This window comes from Chitinophaga filiformis (assembly GCF_021646545.1).
Classification (GTDB): Bacteria; Bacteroidota; Bacteroidia; order Chitinophagales; family Chitinophagaceae; genus Chitinophaga; species Chitinophaga filiformis_A.
In genome coordinates this window covers 191,246-210,005 of the sequence record NZ_JAKIRP010000012.1, presented here as the reverse complement: position 1 = coordinate 210,005, position 18,760 = coordinate 191,246, and the positions used below count along the sequence as shown (strand labels likewise).

The window sequence follows — 18,760 nt, the reverse complement described above, 5'->3', positions numbered from 1 at the left end:
TGTGTTGACCGGTTCATACAGTGCACCGCGATATACTATATAAATTATTCCCAACGTGGTCAAGAGAAGTCATAAGGGATCAGCAATGGTCTTTTTATAACTATATCCAACGGACCTGTTGCTATTAACCGTTTCGAAGCTAGTAAAATACATATATATCCGTGCTTTGTGGGCTGATATTTATTAAACTTAATGTGGTGCAGGACAGGGATCCTGTCTTGTTCCATATTTTCAGTAGGTGTATTCGGTTAATAGGAAGAAGGGGCGAATTCTTTCGCCCTTTCGCTTTTTTAATTAACTTGTGAGTATTACCTGGCTGATGCATGTTTAAAGGCTATTTCTATCTACTTTTCTTGCTTTTGTTTGTAAAGGGGAACATTACACTGGCGCAGGATTCTGCCCTCGTATACCGGACGCTCGATTCTGCCAGAAAACTTCCCGGCGACACCAGTAAAGTAAACTGGCTTATAGATAAGGGTAAATCACTGGGAAGATACTTTGACAAACGTGGGATGGAAAACCTCTTTTTCCAGGAAGCAATAACCCTTTCTCAGCGTATAAAATATACGCAGGGGATCTTCAATGCTTATATTGAGACCGGCATTTCAAAAAGAAACAAATCTGAGTACCTGCTTGCTGCTGACTATCACCAGAAAGCGGTTAAATATGCTGAAGAAGCCAGGAATGACCTGTGGCTTTGTAACGCCCTGAACAATACGGGGGTGGATTACCGTAGGATGGACGACCAGCTGGAACAAGCATTTGATTATCATTTCAGAGCGCTTCAGCTGGCAGAAAAGATCAACGACATCCGCAACATCTGCATTGCCATCAATAGTATTGGCAATATTAAACTCTCCACTGAAAAATATGCGGAGGCCATCAGGCACTTCGAAAAGGCCCTCGAGCTCGAAAAACAAAGTAAAAATTCCCTGGGGGTAGCCATTAACCTTGGTAATATCGGGTATGCGTACCAGGGGCTGGGTAAACTGGATCTTGCCATTGATTATTACAAGAAATCACTGGCAGTGAACCAGCAATTGAATAACAGCATCGGGCTGGCTATCTGTTATAATTCCCTGGGCTCTGCCTACAAAGAGAAAAAAGACTATGCGCGTGCTCATGAATACCTGAATAAAGCCCTGGAAGTGAACGGTAATGTGGATGATAAAGTGCATGTGGCGGAAAGTTATCTGAACATCGGGAAACTATGGAGCCTGCAGGGAAAATATGATGAGGCGAATAAATACTTCATGCAATGTATAGATCTGTGTCAGACGTGGCGTTTCAAATACCTGTTGATGGAGGCTTATAAAGCCGTTGCGGACAATTACAAGGCGAAAGGGGACTTCAAGCGCTCCATGGAAGCCATGGAAAAGTCGCTCGTCTATAAAGATACCCTGCTGGAAGAACAGTCGTCGCTGGCATGGGCGCAGACTCAGGCTGTTTATGAAGTAGACCGTAAGGACAACCAGATCAAACTGCTGGAACATGATAAGCAGATGAGTGAATTACGTACCAAACGGAATGTAGTATACACATTGTCGATGGCGGGATTTGTGCTGATGGTGGCCATAGGAGGGTTCTTTTACATCCGGCACAGGAACCTGGAAACCAATAAGCAAACCCTGCAACTGGAACTGCGTTCCCTGCGTGCGCAGATGAACCCGCATTTTATTTTCAACTCCTTAAGCTCCATTCACCGGTTTATCTGGAGCAACAACCAGGAAGAGGCTTCTGACTATCTGACCAAATTTTCCCGGTTAATGCGAATGATTCTTGATAATACGCAATACACATTCATATCTTTGAATAAGGAACTGGAATCGTTACGCCTGTATCTCGATCTTGAAAAATTGCGCTGCAATGATGTATTTGAATACCGGATCACTGTAGCCGAAGATATTAACGAGGAGGAGGTAATGATCCCTCCAATGATCATTCAACCGTATGTAGAAAATGCTATCTGGCACGGACTGGTGCATAAGTCCGGAAAAGGACTACTGGAAATAGCCGTTTCTGTAAAAGGGAAAACCCTGACCTGCACGGTAACGGATAATGGTATTGGTCGAAAAAAAGCAGTAGAAATAAAGGAGAAAAAAGGACAAACCCATCGCTCAATGGGCATGAAAGTAACAGAGGGAAGAATAGACCTTATCAGAAAGATCAATAATACCAAGGAAGCAGACGTAAATATAACGGACCTGGAAGATGAAACTGGGAAAGCCATGGGTACACAGGTGAAACTCATCTTACCGGTAGAATTCATATTTTAAAAAACCTACAAAGACAGCATGAGCGAAATTAAAGCAATCATCGTTGATGATGAGCAACACTGTATAGATGCTCTTCAGACAATGCTTCAGAAAAAATGCCCGGAAGTAACTGTGCTGGGAGGAGTTAACAGTGTAAAAGAAGCGAAAGACCTGATCACCGAACTGCAACCCGATGTAGTTTTCCTTGATGTTGAAATGCCTCACCAGAATGGTTTTGAACTGTTGAAGCTGTTCGATAAGATCACTTTTGATGTAATATTTACTACCGCCTATGAACAATATGCGCTGAAAGCTATCAAGTTCAACGCGCTGGACTATCTGTTGAAACCGTTCAGTATAAAAGAGTTGCAGGATGCTGTGCAGAAATGCATCAGCCGACGTAACGGACAAACGGAAAACTCCACGTCGCCGCTGGAAGTGTTTTTACAGAATATGAAAACCCTGCATCAGACACATAAGAAGATAGCCCTGCCTACCATTAACGGATTGGTATTTATGCCGGTACAGAATATTGTGCGTTGTGAATCCACGGGTAACTATACCCGTATCTTTTTTACGGATAAGAAGAACCTGATGGTATCGAGACCATTGAAAGAATTTGAGGAGTTACTGACAGATGTTGACTTTTTCAGGGTGCATAATTCACACCTGATCAATTTACAGCAGATGCAATCTTATATTCAGGGTGAGGGCGGGTTTGCATTGATGAGTGATGGAACGCAGGTAGAAATATCCCGCAGGCGGAAAGCTGATTTCCTGAAAAAGGCGATGCAGTTCTAACCAGATTTAATCTGTTTTACGCCACTTACAGGAAATAGACCACCGGATAATAAGTCTCTGTTGCGCGCTTATCGCCTAACAGCTAATTTTGGTTCAGGTTTAAACTTATTACTATATAAAATTTTTTTTCTCTGCATTACTAGCATTGATTAGCCCCAAAGAAAAAAGACACCACATGGTGTCTTTTTTACTTTAATAACATATTTGCGGTAAATAAAGTCAGTCTCAGGCAAAGGTCGCTGCCAGTTCTTCCATTTTATATTCAAGATCATAAAATGACAGCAGTTTTCTGATCACTGCTTCCACCAGTGCATCGGGGCAGGAGGCGCCGCTTGTCAGCAGGATGGTCACCGGTTCCTTTGCAGGCAGGAAAGAGCGGCTATGCAACTCCTGTTTGTGATGAAAATCCCAGTGATATACTTCGTTGGCGGCTACCAGTTTTTCATCTGAGGAGATGAAGTAGGTGGGCAGCTTTACCTCGCATAGTTCTACCAGGTGGGATGTATTGGAACTGTTATATCCGCCTACAACGATAGCAAGGTCTGCTTCTTCCTGTAAGAGGCCGGTTACTGCGCTCTGGTTATCATTGGTGGCGTAGCAAAGTGTGTCACGGGTATCGGCAAAACGTTCACCCACATTTTCAGGATTGAGGGCATACCTGTCCATGATCACGTTTTTGATATAATCGGCGATGGCCTGAGTTTCGGTAGCCAGCATCGTGGTCTGGTTCACAACACCTACACGCTGCAGGTCGCGTGTTACATCAAAGCCTTCAGAATATTGTCCTTTGAACTGGGCGTAAAATTCATCAGCGGGTCTTTCTCCGGTGATAAAAGTGGACAGCAGGCGAGCTTCTTCCATATCCTTCACCACTACTGTGGGGGTATTACTGCGGCTGTGGGAGAACGTAGCGCGGGTTTCTTCATGTCCGGGCTTACCGTGTACGATCACGGTATAGGACTGTTGTCCGATCTGTTCTGCCTTATTCCATACCCTTTCCACGAAGGGACAGGTGGTGTTATACTGCAGGGGAGCAATGCCCAGGGAGCTCAGTTTCGCTTCTATTTCCAGGGTGGTGCCAAAGGCGGGGATGATCACAATATCTTCCGGCGTCAGTTCTTCCCAGGGCACCAGTTGTTTACCGGCGGTATCCATGATGAATTGCACACCTTTCGCCAGCAGGTCGTTATTGACATGCGGATTATGGATCATTTCGCTGAGCAGGAAGATCCTTTTTCCGGGATTCTCTTCTACTGTCTTAAATGCGATCTCAATGGCATTTTCCACGCCATAGCAAAAGCCGAAGTGGCGGGCCAGCAATATTTTCAGTGGGCCAAAATCCAACACGGTAGGTGTAAAATCCTTCTTCATGCGGTCCTGCTGCTTACGGCGGTTTTTAATAGCCGTGATCAGCGGGCTGCGATATATAATAGGAACGTTAAATGTTTTCATCTTGGCGGCAAAGTTACATATTTTGAATGGCTGGTATACATGGCCATTTATTCCTGGCTCATTTTCTTCAGCCATGCTTTTTCCTCGGGGCTAAGACTGTCGATGCCATTGTCGTTTATTTTATCGAGCAGCTGGTCCAGGCGGAGTTGTTTATTTTCTTCCTGGTTGGGCTTTACAAGCTTAAGGGGAGACTTTTTAGGTTTAAATGACCGTTTGGGTGTTTCGACCCGCAGACGGCGGTTAAACAGCCATATAAGCGGCTGACAGATATCAGTGCCGCTGTTCAGGAATTTGATATAGATAAAGCCGGTCAGTGCGCCGCCCATATGGGCTACGATACCGCCTACATTGCCCTGTGTAAGGGAGATGAGGTCCAGTATAATAACGATCAGCGCCAGCCATTTGAGGCGGATGGAACCGATAAATAGCAGGCCGATCTCGTAGTTGGGCAGCTTGGTGGCGCAGGCGATAAGCAGGGCCATGACGGAGGCCGAAGCGCCGATCATGGGTGCATTTACGCCGCCGAAGGCCAGATTGTATATGAGCAGGTATGCAACACCTCCCATGATCCCTCCCAGCAGGTAAAGCGGCAGTACCCGCTGATTGCCGAGGAAAGACCTGAAGATATTACCGAACCAGTAAAGGTTCAGCATATTGAAGAGTACATGTAAAAATTCCAGATGTGTGAACATGTAGGTCAATAACCCCCATGGCTTCCGCATGAAAGCATACACATTGGCGTGCAGGGAAAGATTGTCAAAAAGAAGTGCGGAAAGGAAGCCTGTGGTTGGTGCAATTTTGCCGATCAGGTACACAGTTCCCATGACGAGGAAAACAATTATATTCCAGAAAAGAAGATGGTTAATTGTATTTCCTTGTCTAAGCCAGTAGCGAATATCAGAGCTGAATGAGGTCCCGTTCATACTTGAAAATTAGTACAAAATCCGCAATCATAAATCTATTTAGCGGCACATTTTTTTGAAGCAAACAAGCCCCGGATGATGGGGAGGGGAGGATGGGTAGCTGGTGTGTTAAACATGTGAAAATTGCTTATTTTTTAATGATTATTAAGTATCTTTGCCCTCCAATTAAAACTTTCGGGCCTAAAATCCGGGAGAATTTAACACAAAAGGAGGAACCAAATTTTGGCAGAAAACAACATTACTAACGAACAAAACGCTGAACAACAGGTACCTGCAGCAGCAGCTCAGGTAGAAACAGCGACAAAAAAGGCGCCTGTTGTAGAAACCGCTCACGATGATTTCGACTGGAGCGTGGACAAACGCAATGTTTCTTCTTACAGCAAAGAAGAAAAAGCGAAGTACGATGAAACGTACGACAACACTTTTAAAGTGATCGAAGAAAACGGCCTGCTCACAGGTACCGTAGTTGGTCTGACCAAAACGGACGTTGTGATCAACATCGGCTTCAAATCTGACGGTCTGATCTCTCTGAACGAATTCCGTGATCTGCAGGGACTGAAAGTAGGTGATGAAGTTGAAGTACTGGTTGTTGAAAAAGAAGACCGCGATGGTAACCTGCACCTGAGCCGTAAACAGGCTCGCCAGCAGCGTGCATGGGAAAAAATCGTGGAAGTTTACAAAACCGGCGAAGTGGTTACTGGTACTGTTACCAGCAAAACCAAAGGCGGCTTGATCGTAGACGTTTATGGTATGGAAACATTCCTGCCAGGTTCTCAGATCGATGTTAAGCCTGTAACCGACTACGACCAGTTTGTAGGCAAAACAATGGAGTTCAAGGTGGTTAAGGTTAACGAGGCTATCAGGAACGCAGTTGTTTCTCACAAAGCGCTTATCGAAAGCGATATCGAGCAGCAGAGAGTGGATATTATCTCCAAACTGGAAAAAGGCCAGGTATTGGAAGGTACTATCAAGAATATTACAGATTTCGGCGCATTCATCGACCTCGGTGGTCTGGATGGTTTGCTGTACATCACCGACATCAGCTGGGGACGTATCTCTCACCCAAGCGAAGTGCTCCAGATGGATCAGAAGATCAATGTGGTGGTACTGGACTTCGACGACGAGAAAAAACGTATCAGCCTTGGTTACAAACAACTTACTCCTCACCCATGGGATACCCTGCCTGCACACATCACTGAAGGTGCGCGCGTAAAAGGTAAGGTAGTGAACATCGAAGATTACGGTGCATTCCTGGAAATTCTGCCTGGTGTAGAAGGTCTGGTACACGTATCTGAGATCTCCTGGGCTTCTACTCCTATCAATGCTAAAGAATTCTTCAAATTAGGCGAAGAATACGAAGCAGTGGTAGTGACCCTGAGCAAGGAAGAGCGTAAGATGAGCCTGTCTATCAAGCAACTGACAGAAGATCCCTGGGCTACTATCGAAACTAAATTCCCGCTGGACAGCCGTCACAAAGGTATCGTGAAGAACATCACTCCTTATGGCGTATTCGTTGAGCTGGAAACCGGTATCGGTGGTATGATCCACATCTCTGACCTGAGCTGGATCAAACGCTTCAACCACCCAAGTGAATACACTAAAGTGGGTAGCGAAATCGAGGTAGTGATCCTGGGTATCGATAAGGATAACCGTAAACTGAGCCTGGGCCACAAACAGATTGAAGAAGATCCTTGGAACACTTTCGAAACTATCTTCCCGATTGGATCCGTTCATGAAGGTACTGTAGTGAAGAAAGATGAAAAAGGTGCTACTGTTCAACTGCAATATGGTCTGGAAGCTTACGCTCCTGCACGTCACCTGCGCACTGAAGATGAGAAACCAATCAGCGTTGAAGATGTGAAAGAATTCATGATCATCGAATTCGATCGCAGCGAAAAACGTATACTGGTGTCTCATACAAGAGTGTGGGAACAGGCTAAAAACGAGGAGAAAGAAGCAGTTGCCAAAGAAAAGAGAGCTGATGCTGACAAAACTCGTAAAGCTGTGAAAACCATCCAGAGCAAGGTAGAAAAAGCTACACTTGGTGATCTGGGTGCACTGGCTGAACTGAGAGAGAAGCTGAAGAAGGATGAAGGCGACGAAAAGAAAGGTGAATAATCTTTTTTAGGTTGTTGAAATACTGAAGGGTGTTCTGGTAACAGAACACCCTTCTTCTTTATAGGTTGTTTAGCGCAAGTGAAGTTTCCCCTTAGGCCTGGAGACGCGCTAATATGTCGTCATTGAATTCCAGCAGAGAATCCAGCTGTACATCTGCTAATGCATATCGTTTGTTCTGGCGGTTATGCGCCTCCGGTACTACGACTGTTTTCATGCGGGCAGCTTTGGCGGCCGTCATGCCTGTTACCGAATCTTCAAAAGCTACGCATTCCAGTGGAGTGCTGCCCAGTTTTTTGGCACAAGTCAGGTACACCGCGGGGTGAGGTTTGCCGTGCGACTCAAATTCTGCTGAAGAGATGGCATGGAATCGATCCCTGATGCCCATGTGATCAACCGCAGATTCGATCAGTCGCAGGGGAGAAGAAGATGCCAGCCCTATTTTAAAGTTCTTTTTTGTGAAATAGTCCAGTATATATTCCAGTCCCTCCATTGCTTCGCCTTCTGCCAATATCTTGTTAATAACTGCATCTATTATCTCGTTGGTAACCTGTGAGTTGTCTTTCCCTTCCCACTTGAAGTAATTATGCCAGTAATCCACAACTTCTGCTGTACGAAGGCCGGTTGTATGGCTGGCCAGCTCCATGGTAAGGTCCACGCCAACTGTCGCAAAGACTTCTCTCATGGCTCTTCCCCAAAGTGGCTCAGAATCGATCAACAGCCCGTCCATATCAAATATCACCGTATTTATCATGTGCTTTTCATTTGTTCTTGCGTCGCAAAGTTAAGACAGAGACGGGAGAAAGTAATGCGGAGCCGTTTCCGCATAAATAATAGTTATCCTGTATAATCAATGGTTATGGCGGCCAGATGGTATAGTGGGCCTCCTTTCCAATGCAGGCAGGCATACCGCCAGATTCAGGAAAAATATACCGTTCCGGCTGGTCCGGCAAAGGGCTGTTTCTTCGGGTTTTACAGGGCAAAATTACTTTTGGAATTCTGGCTTAGATTTATAACTTTGTAATAGTCTACTAAATTAATGGGAAATATAGGGATGAATAGCGGGTTTTTGTGTTATGGGTGCCATTGCTCCATTGTAATGGTAGCCGGGGAGGCGTAGATGTATAAGGAAAATTGATCGACCAGGAATCAAATCAAGATATACAGAGCCTCCGACCTAATGCGCGGAGGCTCTGTGCTTTATAAAAGATAAGGAAGTATAACGTTTTAATATCTGATAATTTACCACCAAGAAAATATTCACTATGCAAAGCTTCAGAACCGAACTGGAAAATCCTGTGGTTGAGAAAGATATCATAGAACTGGAGAGGAAGATCCGCTTATTCCGCGAAGGACAGATCCCGGAAGAAAAATTTCGTAGTCTGCGTCTGGCGAGAGGTATTTATGGCCAGCGTCAGGCAGGCGTACAGATGATCCGCATCAAGCTACCTTACGGCAAGATGACGCTGGAACAATGGAAACGTATCTCAGACGTATCTGACGAATATTCTACCGGTAACCTGCACCTGACCACCCGTCAGGATATTCAGATCCACTTCGTGAGCCTGGAAAGGACGCCAGAACTATGGAGCAAACTGGATCTGGACGATATCACCATCCGTGAGGCATGTGGTAACACTGTTCGTAACATCACAGCTTCCGACAAGGCAGGTATTGACCCTGAAGAGCCGTTTGATGTTACTCCTTACGCAGATGCTACCTTCAGGTATTTCCTGCGTAACCCGATCTGCCAGGATATGGGACGTAAATTTAAAATGGCCTTTTCCAGCAGCGACGCTGATACTGCCTGGGCATTTATGCACGATATCGGTGTAATACCAAAGGTACGTGTGGAAAACGGCAGGGAAGTGCGCGGATTCAAGGTGCTGGTAGGTGGTGGCCTCGGTGCGCAGCCTTACCTGGCGCATGTTGGCCATGAGTTCCTGGAAGAAGATCAGCTCATTCCATATATAGAAGCAGTTTTGCGTGTGTTTGACCGTCATGGAGAAAGGGCCAGCCGTCATAAGGCACGTATGAAATTCCTCATACAGAAAATTGGGTTTGAAGAATTTCAGCGTCTGGTAGATGAAGAGCGTACTGCTATTAAATCAAAATCCTTCCATGTGGATGCCGATACCTGGGCTGATCCGGAACTGCCGGCTGCAGACGCGGTATTACCAGCATATTCTATCAAGGATCCGAAGAAATATGAAGCCTGGAAACAGACTAACGTTTTCCAGCAGCGTCAGACCGGCTATTATGCTGCCTATGTACGTGTACCGCTGGGTAACATCAGTTCTGTTATATCCCGTCAGCTGATAGAAGGTCTGAGACCTGCCGTGGCCAATGATGTGCGTGTAACTGCCAATCAGGGCTTACTGCTGAAATATATCCAGCCTGCACATCTGCCTTATGTATTCAGTGTACTGGAAGCGGGAGGTTTTGCAGAACCAGGTTTTGACAGTATAGCAGATATCACTGCCTGCCCTGGCACCGATACCTGTAACCTGGCTATTTCCAGCAGCACCGGTATCTCTACAGCACTGGAACTGGTGATCCAGGAAGAATTCCCTGACCTGGTACATAATAAAGATATCAAGATCAAGATAAGTGGCTGTATGAACTCCTGTGGTCAGCATGGTATTGCGGCTATCGGTTTCCATGGCAGTTCACTGAAAAGCGGAGGTAAAGTATTACCTGCTTTACAGGTGCTCCTGGGCGGTGGTATTGTTGGCAACGGCGTAGGCCGTGTTGCCGATAAAGTGATCAAAGTGCCAAGTAAGAGAGGTCCTGACGTACTGCGTTCCCTGCTGAAAGACTTTGCAGCAAATGGTCAGAAAGATGAGAAGTTCAATGACTATTACGACCGTCAGGGTGAGAAATATTTTTATGATCTCCTGAAACCACTAACTGACCTGAATACGCTGATCGATGAGGATTTCGTTGACTGGGGACAGGGCGACAAATTCGCAACTGCTATCGGTGTGGGCGAGTGTGCCAGTGTGGTGATAGACCTGGTAGCTACTCTTCTCTTTGAAGGCGAGGAGAAGCTGCAATGGAGCCAGACAGCGCTGGATGAAAAGCAATATGCAGACAGCATTTACCATTCTTACTCCACTTTTGTACAGACCGCGAAAGCACTGTTACTGGGTGAAGGTGTAAGCTGTAACACACAGACAGGCATCATCAACGATTTCGACAAACATTTTGTAGAAACCGGTAAATGGTCGCTGGATGGCAGCTTTAAGACACTTGTATTGCAGATCAATCAGAACGAGCCTTCTGAAAGTTTTGCAAAACAGTATTATCAACAGGCATCAGATTTCTACCAGCAGGCGCAGTCATACAGACAGCAGACAGCAGCAGTTGTAGCGCAATAAACGCCTGCGGTTATCACATCTTATTAAACGTACACTATGCAGAATATACATCCGAAATTGACACTGGTAGGCGCGGGACCTGGAGATCCTGAGCTGATCACTGTAAAAGGCCTGAAAGCCATACAGCAGGCAAGGGTGATCCTTTATGACGCGCTTTCCAATAATGAGCTGCTCGAGCATGCGCCTAGCAACTGCCTGAAGCGCTTCGTTGGCAAGCGTGCGGGTATGCATGTGTACTCGCAGGATGAGATCAACCGCATGATCGTGAAATATGCACTAACTTATGGCAGCGTGGTACGCCTGAAAGGAGGCGACTCTTTCGTATTCGGCCGCGGACAGGAGGAACTGACCTTCGCCCAGCAGTTCAACATTGATACGGAAGTAGTGCCAGGCATTACCAGTGCTATCTCTGTACCGGGTATCAACAGGATACCTGTTACGGCGCGTAACGTGAGTGAGGGCTTTTGGGTCCTGACAGGTACCACCCAGAGTGGGAGCTTAGCCCGTGACCTGGCTTATGCTGTCCAGGCAGATACTACCGTGGTAGTACTCATGGGGATGGGCAAATTGGAGGAGATCTCAGCAGCATACGTAGCACAGGGTAAAGGCAACGTGCCAGCCGCCATTATCCAGAATGGAACACTGCCTGACCAGAAAATAGGTATTGGAAATGTAGCCGATCTGAAAGAAATAGCCTTACGCGACAATCTGCGTAATCCGGCAATTATTGTAGTAGGTGAAGTAGTGCGTTTTCATGAAGCCTTCCAGGCAGTACAGGAAAGGATAGCAGAACAACTGAAAATAGCTGTATAACTCATAAATTACACATGACAAATTACGGGAAGTCCAGGTGATGGGCAGGTACGTAATTTGCCATGTGTATTCAGTAATCGCACCTTTATGGAAGAAAATCATCTTTTCCCGGTATTTTTTAAATTGAATCGCCTGCATGTGTTGGTTGTGGGAGGGGGAAATATAGGTCATGAAAAAGTAAATGCCTTATTGGAGAACTGTCCGGAGGCCAATATCACGGTAGTTGCAACCTGGTTCCAGCCCGAACTGACCGCACTCGTAAAACATGCCCCAAATGTGGAACTGATCCAGAAACCATTCTCCTGCGGTGATATGCTGGGGAAAGACCTGGCCATTGCTGCCACCGGTGATGCGGAGTTAAACATGTACATATGGGAAAAGGCAAAATGCAGCCGGGTATTGATCAATGTAGCCGACACTCCTGAGCTGTGCGATTTTTATTTAGGTTCTATTGTACAAAAAGGCCACCTCAAGATAGCCATCTCTACCAACGGGAAATCCCCCACCGTTGCTAAACGTCTCAAAGAAGTACTGCAGGAAGTGATCCCTGGCTCTCTTAATGATGTATTGGATAAGCTGCAGGTGATCCGGGACCGCATCAAAGGCGATTTTACAGAAAAAGTAAAGCAATTGAACAGGATCACTGACGTGCTGGTCCGGAAAGATTAACCCTATTATTTCCCCTTTTTACCTTCCCCATCCTAAAATTACCGCGCGGTGAGAAGCGGCATTCCTGTGTCCAACCCGGCGGAGAATATTCAATTTGTTTCAGTTAAAATAGTGCTCCTGTTTCAACCTCTTTCATCTACTTTTCAGTACTTTCTAATTACATTATAAATAAAAATATATCTATATTTTGATTTAAATAATTGTGAAATATAAACTGTGAGTGCTACATTTATGATAGAAAACGGAGATATGGTTTGTTTTTTAGGGTATAAGTCAGGGTTATTTAAAAGATTGCACTTTTTATAATATGTTGTTTCTCTCTGTATGCGTATAGCTTCAAAGAATAGATTTAGCAGATTAATAATTAAGAAGGGTCGTTACAATAATACTGGTATTGTGCTTAAACGGGATATTTCCATCGAAAAGGCCGGTCAGTCCTTAAAAATGCTACGACCAACCAGGAGGACAGGGCTATCGTCTGATTATCCGGAGATAGCAGGTTCCGTACTTTAAAAGACACATATACCGAAAGGGTATATCAGTAATTGAACTATTTAGCGGTAAAAGGCGGGGAGAGCCCCGTACTAGGGTCAGCAAGGCCAACAAATTTTTTTGACCTCGCAGTCAGGGTTTCATAAATTTTCCCGCCTTACGCCGCGCCAATATAAAAGTATTCCCGCTTCCCTGAAGTATATACCTTATAAGCCGGGGCTCGAAAGGGGCCTCGGTAAGGTATCTTTCAGCAGCTATGACAGCTCTTTATAGTTTTATCAACCAGAATTTATATCGCAACAGCGATGATGCTACTGCCCCCTTCTTTAAGGGGGACAATTTTTTTAAATCTAAATCGTAATTACCAACCGCCATTAAAGCTCAATAACAACAGAATGGCTGCATGCACCAAATTAGTCCGACGGATATCTAAACCATTCAAAAGGAAAAACGAAGAAGATCTTAGTGAAGCAAGATCCCTGATCATTCTAAATTGCATGCCGGAATCCAGGGAGGAGAAACCGAAAGCAGAAAGGAGGGTTGTCAACAAATGAAGTATCTAAACCAACATATGCTATGAGCCTCCTTTTCAGTTTCTCCTTTTCTTCGTTTTTCCTGTTATTGTAATCCCTCATTTTGCTGCTGCCACGGAGAATAATATATTTGGCGTTATGAGCCAATACAATACGGACGCACAAGAACTGATCAATCAGACAGAACAATTTGTAAAAAAGGAACTGGCGGGCGCTGAAGGCGGCCATGACTGGTGGCACATATACAGGGTATGGAAGCTGGCCAGGAAGATTGCTGCCGGCGAGCAGGTAGATCTGTTGGTGGTAGAACTCAGTGCTTTACTGCACGATATTGCCGATTCCAAATTCCATAATGGCGATGAAAATGTTGGTCCGCAGAAAGCCCGTTCCTATCTGGAATCTGCCGGTGTGTCGGAAGAGATTATCCAGCACGTGGTAAACATTATCATGCATATTTCCTTCAAGGGAGGTCATAATACCGGCACTTTTTATTCCCCGGAGCTAGCCGTAGTACAGGATGCGGACCGACTGGATGCTATCGGCGCTATCGGTGTTGCGCGCGCATTTAATTACGGTGGATTTAAGAACAGGGCTTTATATGATCCTGGCATCGCCCCGGACCTTTATATGACAAAGGAACAGTATAAGCAGAGCACTGCCCCGACCATTAATCATTTTTACGAGAAGCTGTTATTGCTGAAAGACAGGATGAATACCGCAACAGGCCGCCAGATGGCCATGGAGAGACATGCTTTCATGGAGACTTTCCTGGAGAAGTTTTACCAGGAGTGGGAGGGGGAAAGCTGACCGGTTAAAAAGCTCTCCCCGAAACGCAGACGATCCGGGGAGAGACTGATAAGTTTAAATGAACAAAGCTTTCAGTTCTTCTGCGTCCTGAGGCTTCATTTTACCACTCAGGATCAGGCGTAACTGGCGCCGGCGCATAGCGCCTTCATATAATTGTTTCTCTTCTTCAGTGTCCGGGATGATCTGTGGCACCAGCCTGGATTTTCCATTGGGGTCCAGCGCTACAAAAGTCATAAAGGCCTCGTTGGACTTATAGCGGTACTGCTGCACCGGGTCTTCTCCCCATACCCGCAGATGTACTTCCATGGAGGTGGAAAACGCTCTGCTCACCTTCGCTTCAATATGTACTACGTTACCCAGTTTAATGGGTGTTTCAAAAGAAATGTTATCTACAGAAGCAGTTACCACCGGTGCACTGCAATGTTTCATAGTGGCGAGAGCCGCGGCTATGTCCATCCAGTACATAAGGCGGCCCCCCATCAGGTTGCCGAAAGTGTTGGTATCGTTAGGCAAAACCAGTTCCGTCATCTGGATCATGGAGTCATGCGCACGCTTGGGCGTTAATGTCATATGCTGATTTATTACGGCGCAAAATTAGTAAGAAGTTTCCTGACAGACACAAGAAATGCACTGCGGATGGACGATTTGGTAAGATATTAAATTATTAGCCCCAATTTTCACTGGAAGTGTCTTATTATTAATTTGTTACACTTGTGCTTACAACGAAATATGAAAATCCCTTTTGGAGCACTTTAAATTTGTCTTAACTTTGCATGACCTTCGGAAGTTATTTTTACTTGACTGGTTACACCAAAAGTCGTCCGGCGCTTCTCTTTAGGTCAAGTATATTCTACAGAATTTTTAGATTTTATGGCAAAATATATCTTCGTTACGGGAGGTGTGACTTCCTCGTTGGGTAAAGGAATTATAGCTGCTTCGCTGGCGAAATTGTTGCAGGCTCGTGGCTTTAGAGTGACTATTCAGAAATTTGATCCATATATCAATGTGGATCCGGGAACATTGAACCCTTACGAACATGGTGAGTGCTATGTAACCGAAGATGGCGCTGAAACTGACCTGGACCTTGGCCACTATGAACGTTTTCTGAACACGCCTACCTCCCAGGCGAATAACGTGACTACCGGCCGTATTTATCAGACTGTTATTAACAAGGAGCGTGAAGGCGCCTACCTGGGTAAAACCGTACAGGTAGTACCGCACATCACAGACGAGATCAAACGCAGGATCCTGCTGCTGGGTAAAGACGGTAAATATGATATCGTTATTACCGAGCTGGGTGGTACTGTGGGCGACATCGAGTCCCTGCCTTACATTGAGGCGGTTCGTCAGTTACAATGGGAACTGGACGAGCAGGATTGTCTGGTAGTACACCTGACCCTGATACCTTACCTGCGTGCGGCTAAGGAATTGAAAACCAAGCCTACGCAACACTCTGTGAAAATGATGAGTGAGAACGGAGTACATCCTGATGTGATCGTATGCCGTACGGAAGAGCCAATGTATAATGATCTGAAAAAGAAAATAGCCCTGTTCTGTAATGTGACAGTAGATGCTGTGATCGAGGCTACAGACATGAGCACCATCTATGAGGTGCCCCTGGAAATGCTGCGCGAGAAACTGGATGTGATCTGTATGAAGAAACTGCACATTCCTATTGAAAGAGAGCCGGATATGACCAAGTGGCGCGCCTTCCTGGATAAGCTGAAATATCCGAAATCCAAGGTGACCATCGGTCTGATCGGAAAGTACGTAGAACTGCAGGACGCTTACAAATCTATCCTCGAGTCATTTATTCATGCAGGGGCGATGAATGAATGTAAAGTAGTGGTACAAAACATTCATTCTGAATTCCTTACTCACGAGAACGTAGCAGAAAAGCTGCGTAACCTGGATGGTCTGCTGGTAGCGCCTGGTTTTGGTCATCGTGGTATTGAAGGAAAGATCGTCGCTATACAATATGCCCGTGAGAATAACCTGCCATTCTTCGGTATCTGTCTGGGTATGCAGATGAGCGTTGTGGAATTTGCCCGTAACGTAATAGGCTGGAAAGATGCCCACTCTACCGAAATGAATCCTGATACGCCGCATGCGGTGATCGGTCTTATGGAAGAGCAGAAAAAGATCACTGTAAAAGGTGGAACCATGCGTCTGGGTGCTTACATCTGCGAATTAACACCAGGTTCAAGAGCCGCCGGTATCTATGGCAGTACCACCATCAGCGAACGCCACCGCCACCGTTACGAATTCAACGGACAGTACCTGGCCGATTTCGAAAAGGCTGGTATGATCCCTTCCGGCCGTAACCCGGAAAGCGGATTGGTAGAAATGGTAGAATTGCCCGATCACCCATTCTTCGTAGGCTGTCAGTTCCATCCTGAGCTGAAAAGCACAGTGGAAGCTCCTGCACCACTGTTCGTGCACTTCATTGCTGCCGCCAAACAGTATGCAGAAGACAAGACCAACAAGGCAAAAGTTGCAGAAGAAAAGATTGCCCACCAATAATGAATATTGATAAGTTGCAGGCTTTCAGCGGTAACAGCGAGGTATTAACTTTGCTGATTACAACTGAAAGCTTGTTGCTTTTACTTACCTTTGCTGCCTAAATTTTAATTGAATTTCATGGACAGAAACTCAGTCATTGGCTTTGTACTACTGGGAGTGTTGTTTGTAGGTTACATTTTCTTTAACCAGAAACAACAGGTTGCCGCAAAAAGAGAGAAGGACCGCCAGGATTCCATAGCTAATCTTAACAAGCCCAAACCTGTTGATACCGCCAATTACACCACGGCAGGCGTGCCCGATTCCAGCAAACTTGCCGGTACATATGGTACCTTCGCAGGTGCTGCCAATGGAACTCAGCAGACTGCCGTACTGGAGAATAAAGTGCTGAAAATCACCTTCTCCAATCACGGTGGACAGCCTTCACAGGTACAGCTGAAACAATTCAAGGATTTCCAGGGTAAACCTTTGCTGCTGGTAAACAGTTCTTTCAACCGTATTTCCCTGCAGGTTCCTGCCAATAATAATACCTTATTAAATACTTCCGACCTGTACTTTACCGGTGGTAATGTACAGCAGCTGGCAGATGGCAGCCAGGCTATTACCTACCGCCTGCCTACCTCCAACCCTGGCCAGTACCTGGAGTATGTATATACTTTGAAACAGGATGGTTATGCCGTGGATTTCGATATCCGTGCCATCGGCCTGGAAAATGTGTTGCCAGCCGGCCAGAAAACCCTGACCCTGCATTGGGATTCCCAGAACGACAAGCAGGAACAGGATATGCAGAACGAGCGTCTGAACAACCAGGTACACTATCGGGATGCAGACGGAAAGCATGACTATTTTACCCTCGAACGTACCAGTCACCAGAAATGGGATACCAAGCTGGAATGGCTGAGCGTGAAACAGCAGTTCTTCAACACTACTTTTATCGCTAGAAATGATGCACGTTTTGCCAGCGCAGAAGTGAACACCAAAGTACCTGAAAGCGGTAACATCGTAGGGCAAACTTTCGCCACTATCGAGCTTCCATACAACCGTGCGCATGATTTTACTTTCCCAATAGAGATTTACTATGGTCCTAACCACTATAAGACCCTGAAATCATTCGACATCGGTCTGGAAAGTATCATTCCGCTGGGCTCCGGTATCTTCGCTTTCGTAAAATATGTGAACAAATGGGTGATCATCCCTGTGTTCAACTTCCTGAGCGGATTTATCGGCAACTATGGTATTATCATCATTTTGCTCACCCTGTTCATCCGCCTGATCATCGCACCTTTCACCTACCAGAGTTATGTATCTCAGGCTAAAATGAAAGTGCTGAAGCCTGAAATTGATGAGCTGAAGGCAAAATATGCCGACGACCAGCAGGCATTCGGTATGGAACAAATGAAGTTGTTCAAGAGTGCCGGAGTAAACCCATTGGGTGGTTGTTTACCAGCACTGATGCAGCTGCCTATCCTGGTGGCGATGTATAGCTTCTTCCCATCATCCATCGAGCTGAGACAGGAAAGCTTCCTGTGGGCGAATGACCTTTCTGCCTACGATTCTATCCTGAACCTGCCTTTCACTATTCCGTTCTACGGTAATCACGTGAGCTTGTTCACATTGCTGATGACCGCAACGAGCTTAATGCTGGCGTTCAATAACCGTGGTATGACCGATCAGAGCAACCCGGTAATGAAATATATGCCGTATGTATTCCCGATCATGCTGTTGGGTATCTTCAACCGCCTGGCATCAGCACTGACCTTCTATTACTTCCTGTCCAACGTGATCAGTATTGGTCTGCAGTGGGTAATCCAGAAATTCTTCGTGAATCATGATAAGATCCACGCACAGATCCAGGAGAACAAAAAGAAACCAGCCAGCAAATCAAAATGGCAGGAGAAACTGGAAGAAATGCAGAAACGCCAGGCAGACATGCAGAAGCGTCAGCAGGAAACCCAGCAACGCAAGAAGCAATAGTATCCGATCTTTTTAACATAGTATAT

General features: G+C 45.7%; 13 protein-coding genes. 9 read left to right on the top strand and 4 right to left on the bottom strand.

What is annotated here, in order from left to right:
• Window positions 1–353: 353 nt before the first annotated feature.
• Entirely contained in the window at window positions 354–2,276 is a 1,923-nt protein-coding gene (locus L3C95_RS25125; protein WP_236391953.1) for a tetratricopeptide repeat protein, read from the top strand.
• Between the two features lie 18 nt (window positions 2,277–2,294).
• Window positions 2,295–3,056 (top strand): LytR/AlgR family response regulator transcription factor, encoded by a 762-nt coding sequence (locus tag L3C95_RS25120; RefSeq protein ID WP_236391951.1) that lies wholly within the window; start codon window positions 2,295–2,297, stop codon window positions 3,054–3,056.
• A 225-nt stretch (window positions 3,057–3,281) separates the two neighbouring features.
• Here L3C95_RS25120 and L3C95_RS25115 read toward each other — a convergent pair whose 3' ends face one another.
• On the bottom strand, window positions 3,282–4,508 hold the full coding sequence (locus tag L3C95_RS25115; protein WP_236391949.1) for a 4-hydroxy-3-methylbut-2-enyl diphosphate reductase: 1,227 nt from the start codon (window positions 4,506–4,508) through the stop codon (window positions 3,282–3,284).
• Between the two features lie 47 nt (window positions 4,509–4,555).
• A complete protein-coding gene (locus tag L3C95_RS25110) occupies window positions 4,556–5,332 on the bottom strand; it encodes a rhomboid family protein (protein WP_236391947.1) in 777 nt (258 codons plus the stop codon).
• 321 nt (window positions 5,333–5,653) lie between these two features.
• Between L3C95_RS25110 and rpsA the strand changes: the two genes are divergently transcribed.
• On the top strand, window positions 5,654–7,549 hold the full coding sequence (gene rpsA / locus L3C95_RS25105; RefSeq protein WP_106601976.1) for a 30S ribosomal protein S1: 1,896 nt from the start codon (window positions 5,654–5,656) through the stop codon (window positions 7,547–7,549).
• A gap of 91 nt (window positions 7,550–7,640) precedes the next feature.
• Here rpsA and hxpB read toward each other — a convergent pair whose 3' ends face one another.
• The gene (gene hxpB / locus L3C95_RS25100) at window positions 7,641–8,300 is read right to left on the bottom strand and encodes a hexitol phosphatase HxpB (protein ID WP_236391945.1); all 660 of its coding nucleotides are present in this window, start codon (window positions 8,298–8,300) and stop codon (window positions 7,641–7,643) included.
• A gap of 511 nt (window positions 8,301–8,811) precedes the next feature.
• Here hxpB and L3C95_RS25095 point away from each other — a divergent pair.
• The 4 genes from L3C95_RS25095 to L3C95_RS25080 all read left to right on the top strand — a co-directional run bounded on the left by L3C95_RS25095 (window position 8,812) and on the right by L3C95_RS25080 (window position 14,240).
• Window positions 8,812–10,926: a nitrite reductase gene (locus tag L3C95_RS25095; RefSeq protein ID WP_236391942.1), complete on the top strand. Its 2,115-nt coding sequence runs from the start codon at window positions 8,812–8,814 to the stop codon at window positions 10,924–10,926.
• Between the two features lie 36 nt (window positions 10,927–10,962).
• The gene (gene cobA, locus L3C95_RS25090) at window positions 10,963–11,739 is read left to right on the top strand and encodes a uroporphyrinogen-III C-methyltransferase (protein WP_236391939.1); all 777 of its coding nucleotides are present in this window, start codon (window positions 10,963–10,965) and stop codon (window positions 11,737–11,739) included.
• A gap of 87 nt (window positions 11,740–11,826) precedes the next feature.
• Complete coding sequence (locus L3C95_RS25085; RefSeq protein WP_236391937.1) at window positions 11,827–12,408, top strand: bifunctional precorrin-2 dehydrogenase/sirohydrochlorin ferrochelatase; 582 nt, start codon at window positions 11,827–11,829, stop codon at window positions 12,406–12,408.
• Window positions 12,409–13,571: 1,163 nt separating this feature from the next.
• Window positions 13,572–14,240 (top strand): HD domain-containing protein, encoded by a 669-nt coding sequence (locus tag L3C95_RS25080; protein WP_236391935.1) that lies wholly within the window; start codon window positions 13,572–13,574, stop codon window positions 14,238–14,240.
• Window positions 14,241–14,294: 54 nt separating this feature from the next.
• Here L3C95_RS25080 and L3C95_RS25075 read toward each other — a convergent pair whose 3' ends face one another.
• Entirely contained in the window at window positions 14,295–14,810 is a 516-nt protein-coding gene (locus L3C95_RS25075) for an acyl-CoA thioesterase (RefSeq protein ID WP_236391934.1), read from the bottom strand.
• A 300-nt stretch (window positions 14,811–15,110) separates the two neighbouring features.
• On the opposite strand from L3C95_RS25075, the gene L3C95_RS25070 reads away from it, so the two are divergent.
• Window positions 15,111–16,763 carry a CTP synthase gene (locus L3C95_RS25070; RefSeq protein WP_236391932.1) on the top strand — a complete coding sequence of 551 codons (1,653 nt, stop codon included), beginning with the start codon at window positions 15,111–15,113 and terminating at the stop codon, window positions 16,761–16,763.
• Window positions 16,764–16,880: 117 nt separating this feature from the next.
• Window positions 16,881–18,734 (top strand): membrane protein insertase YidC, encoded by a 1,854-nt coding sequence (gene yidC, locus L3C95_RS25065; protein ID WP_236391930.1) that lies wholly within the window; start codon window positions 16,881–16,883, stop codon window positions 18,732–18,734.
• Window positions 18,735–18,760: the final 26 nt, after the last annotated feature.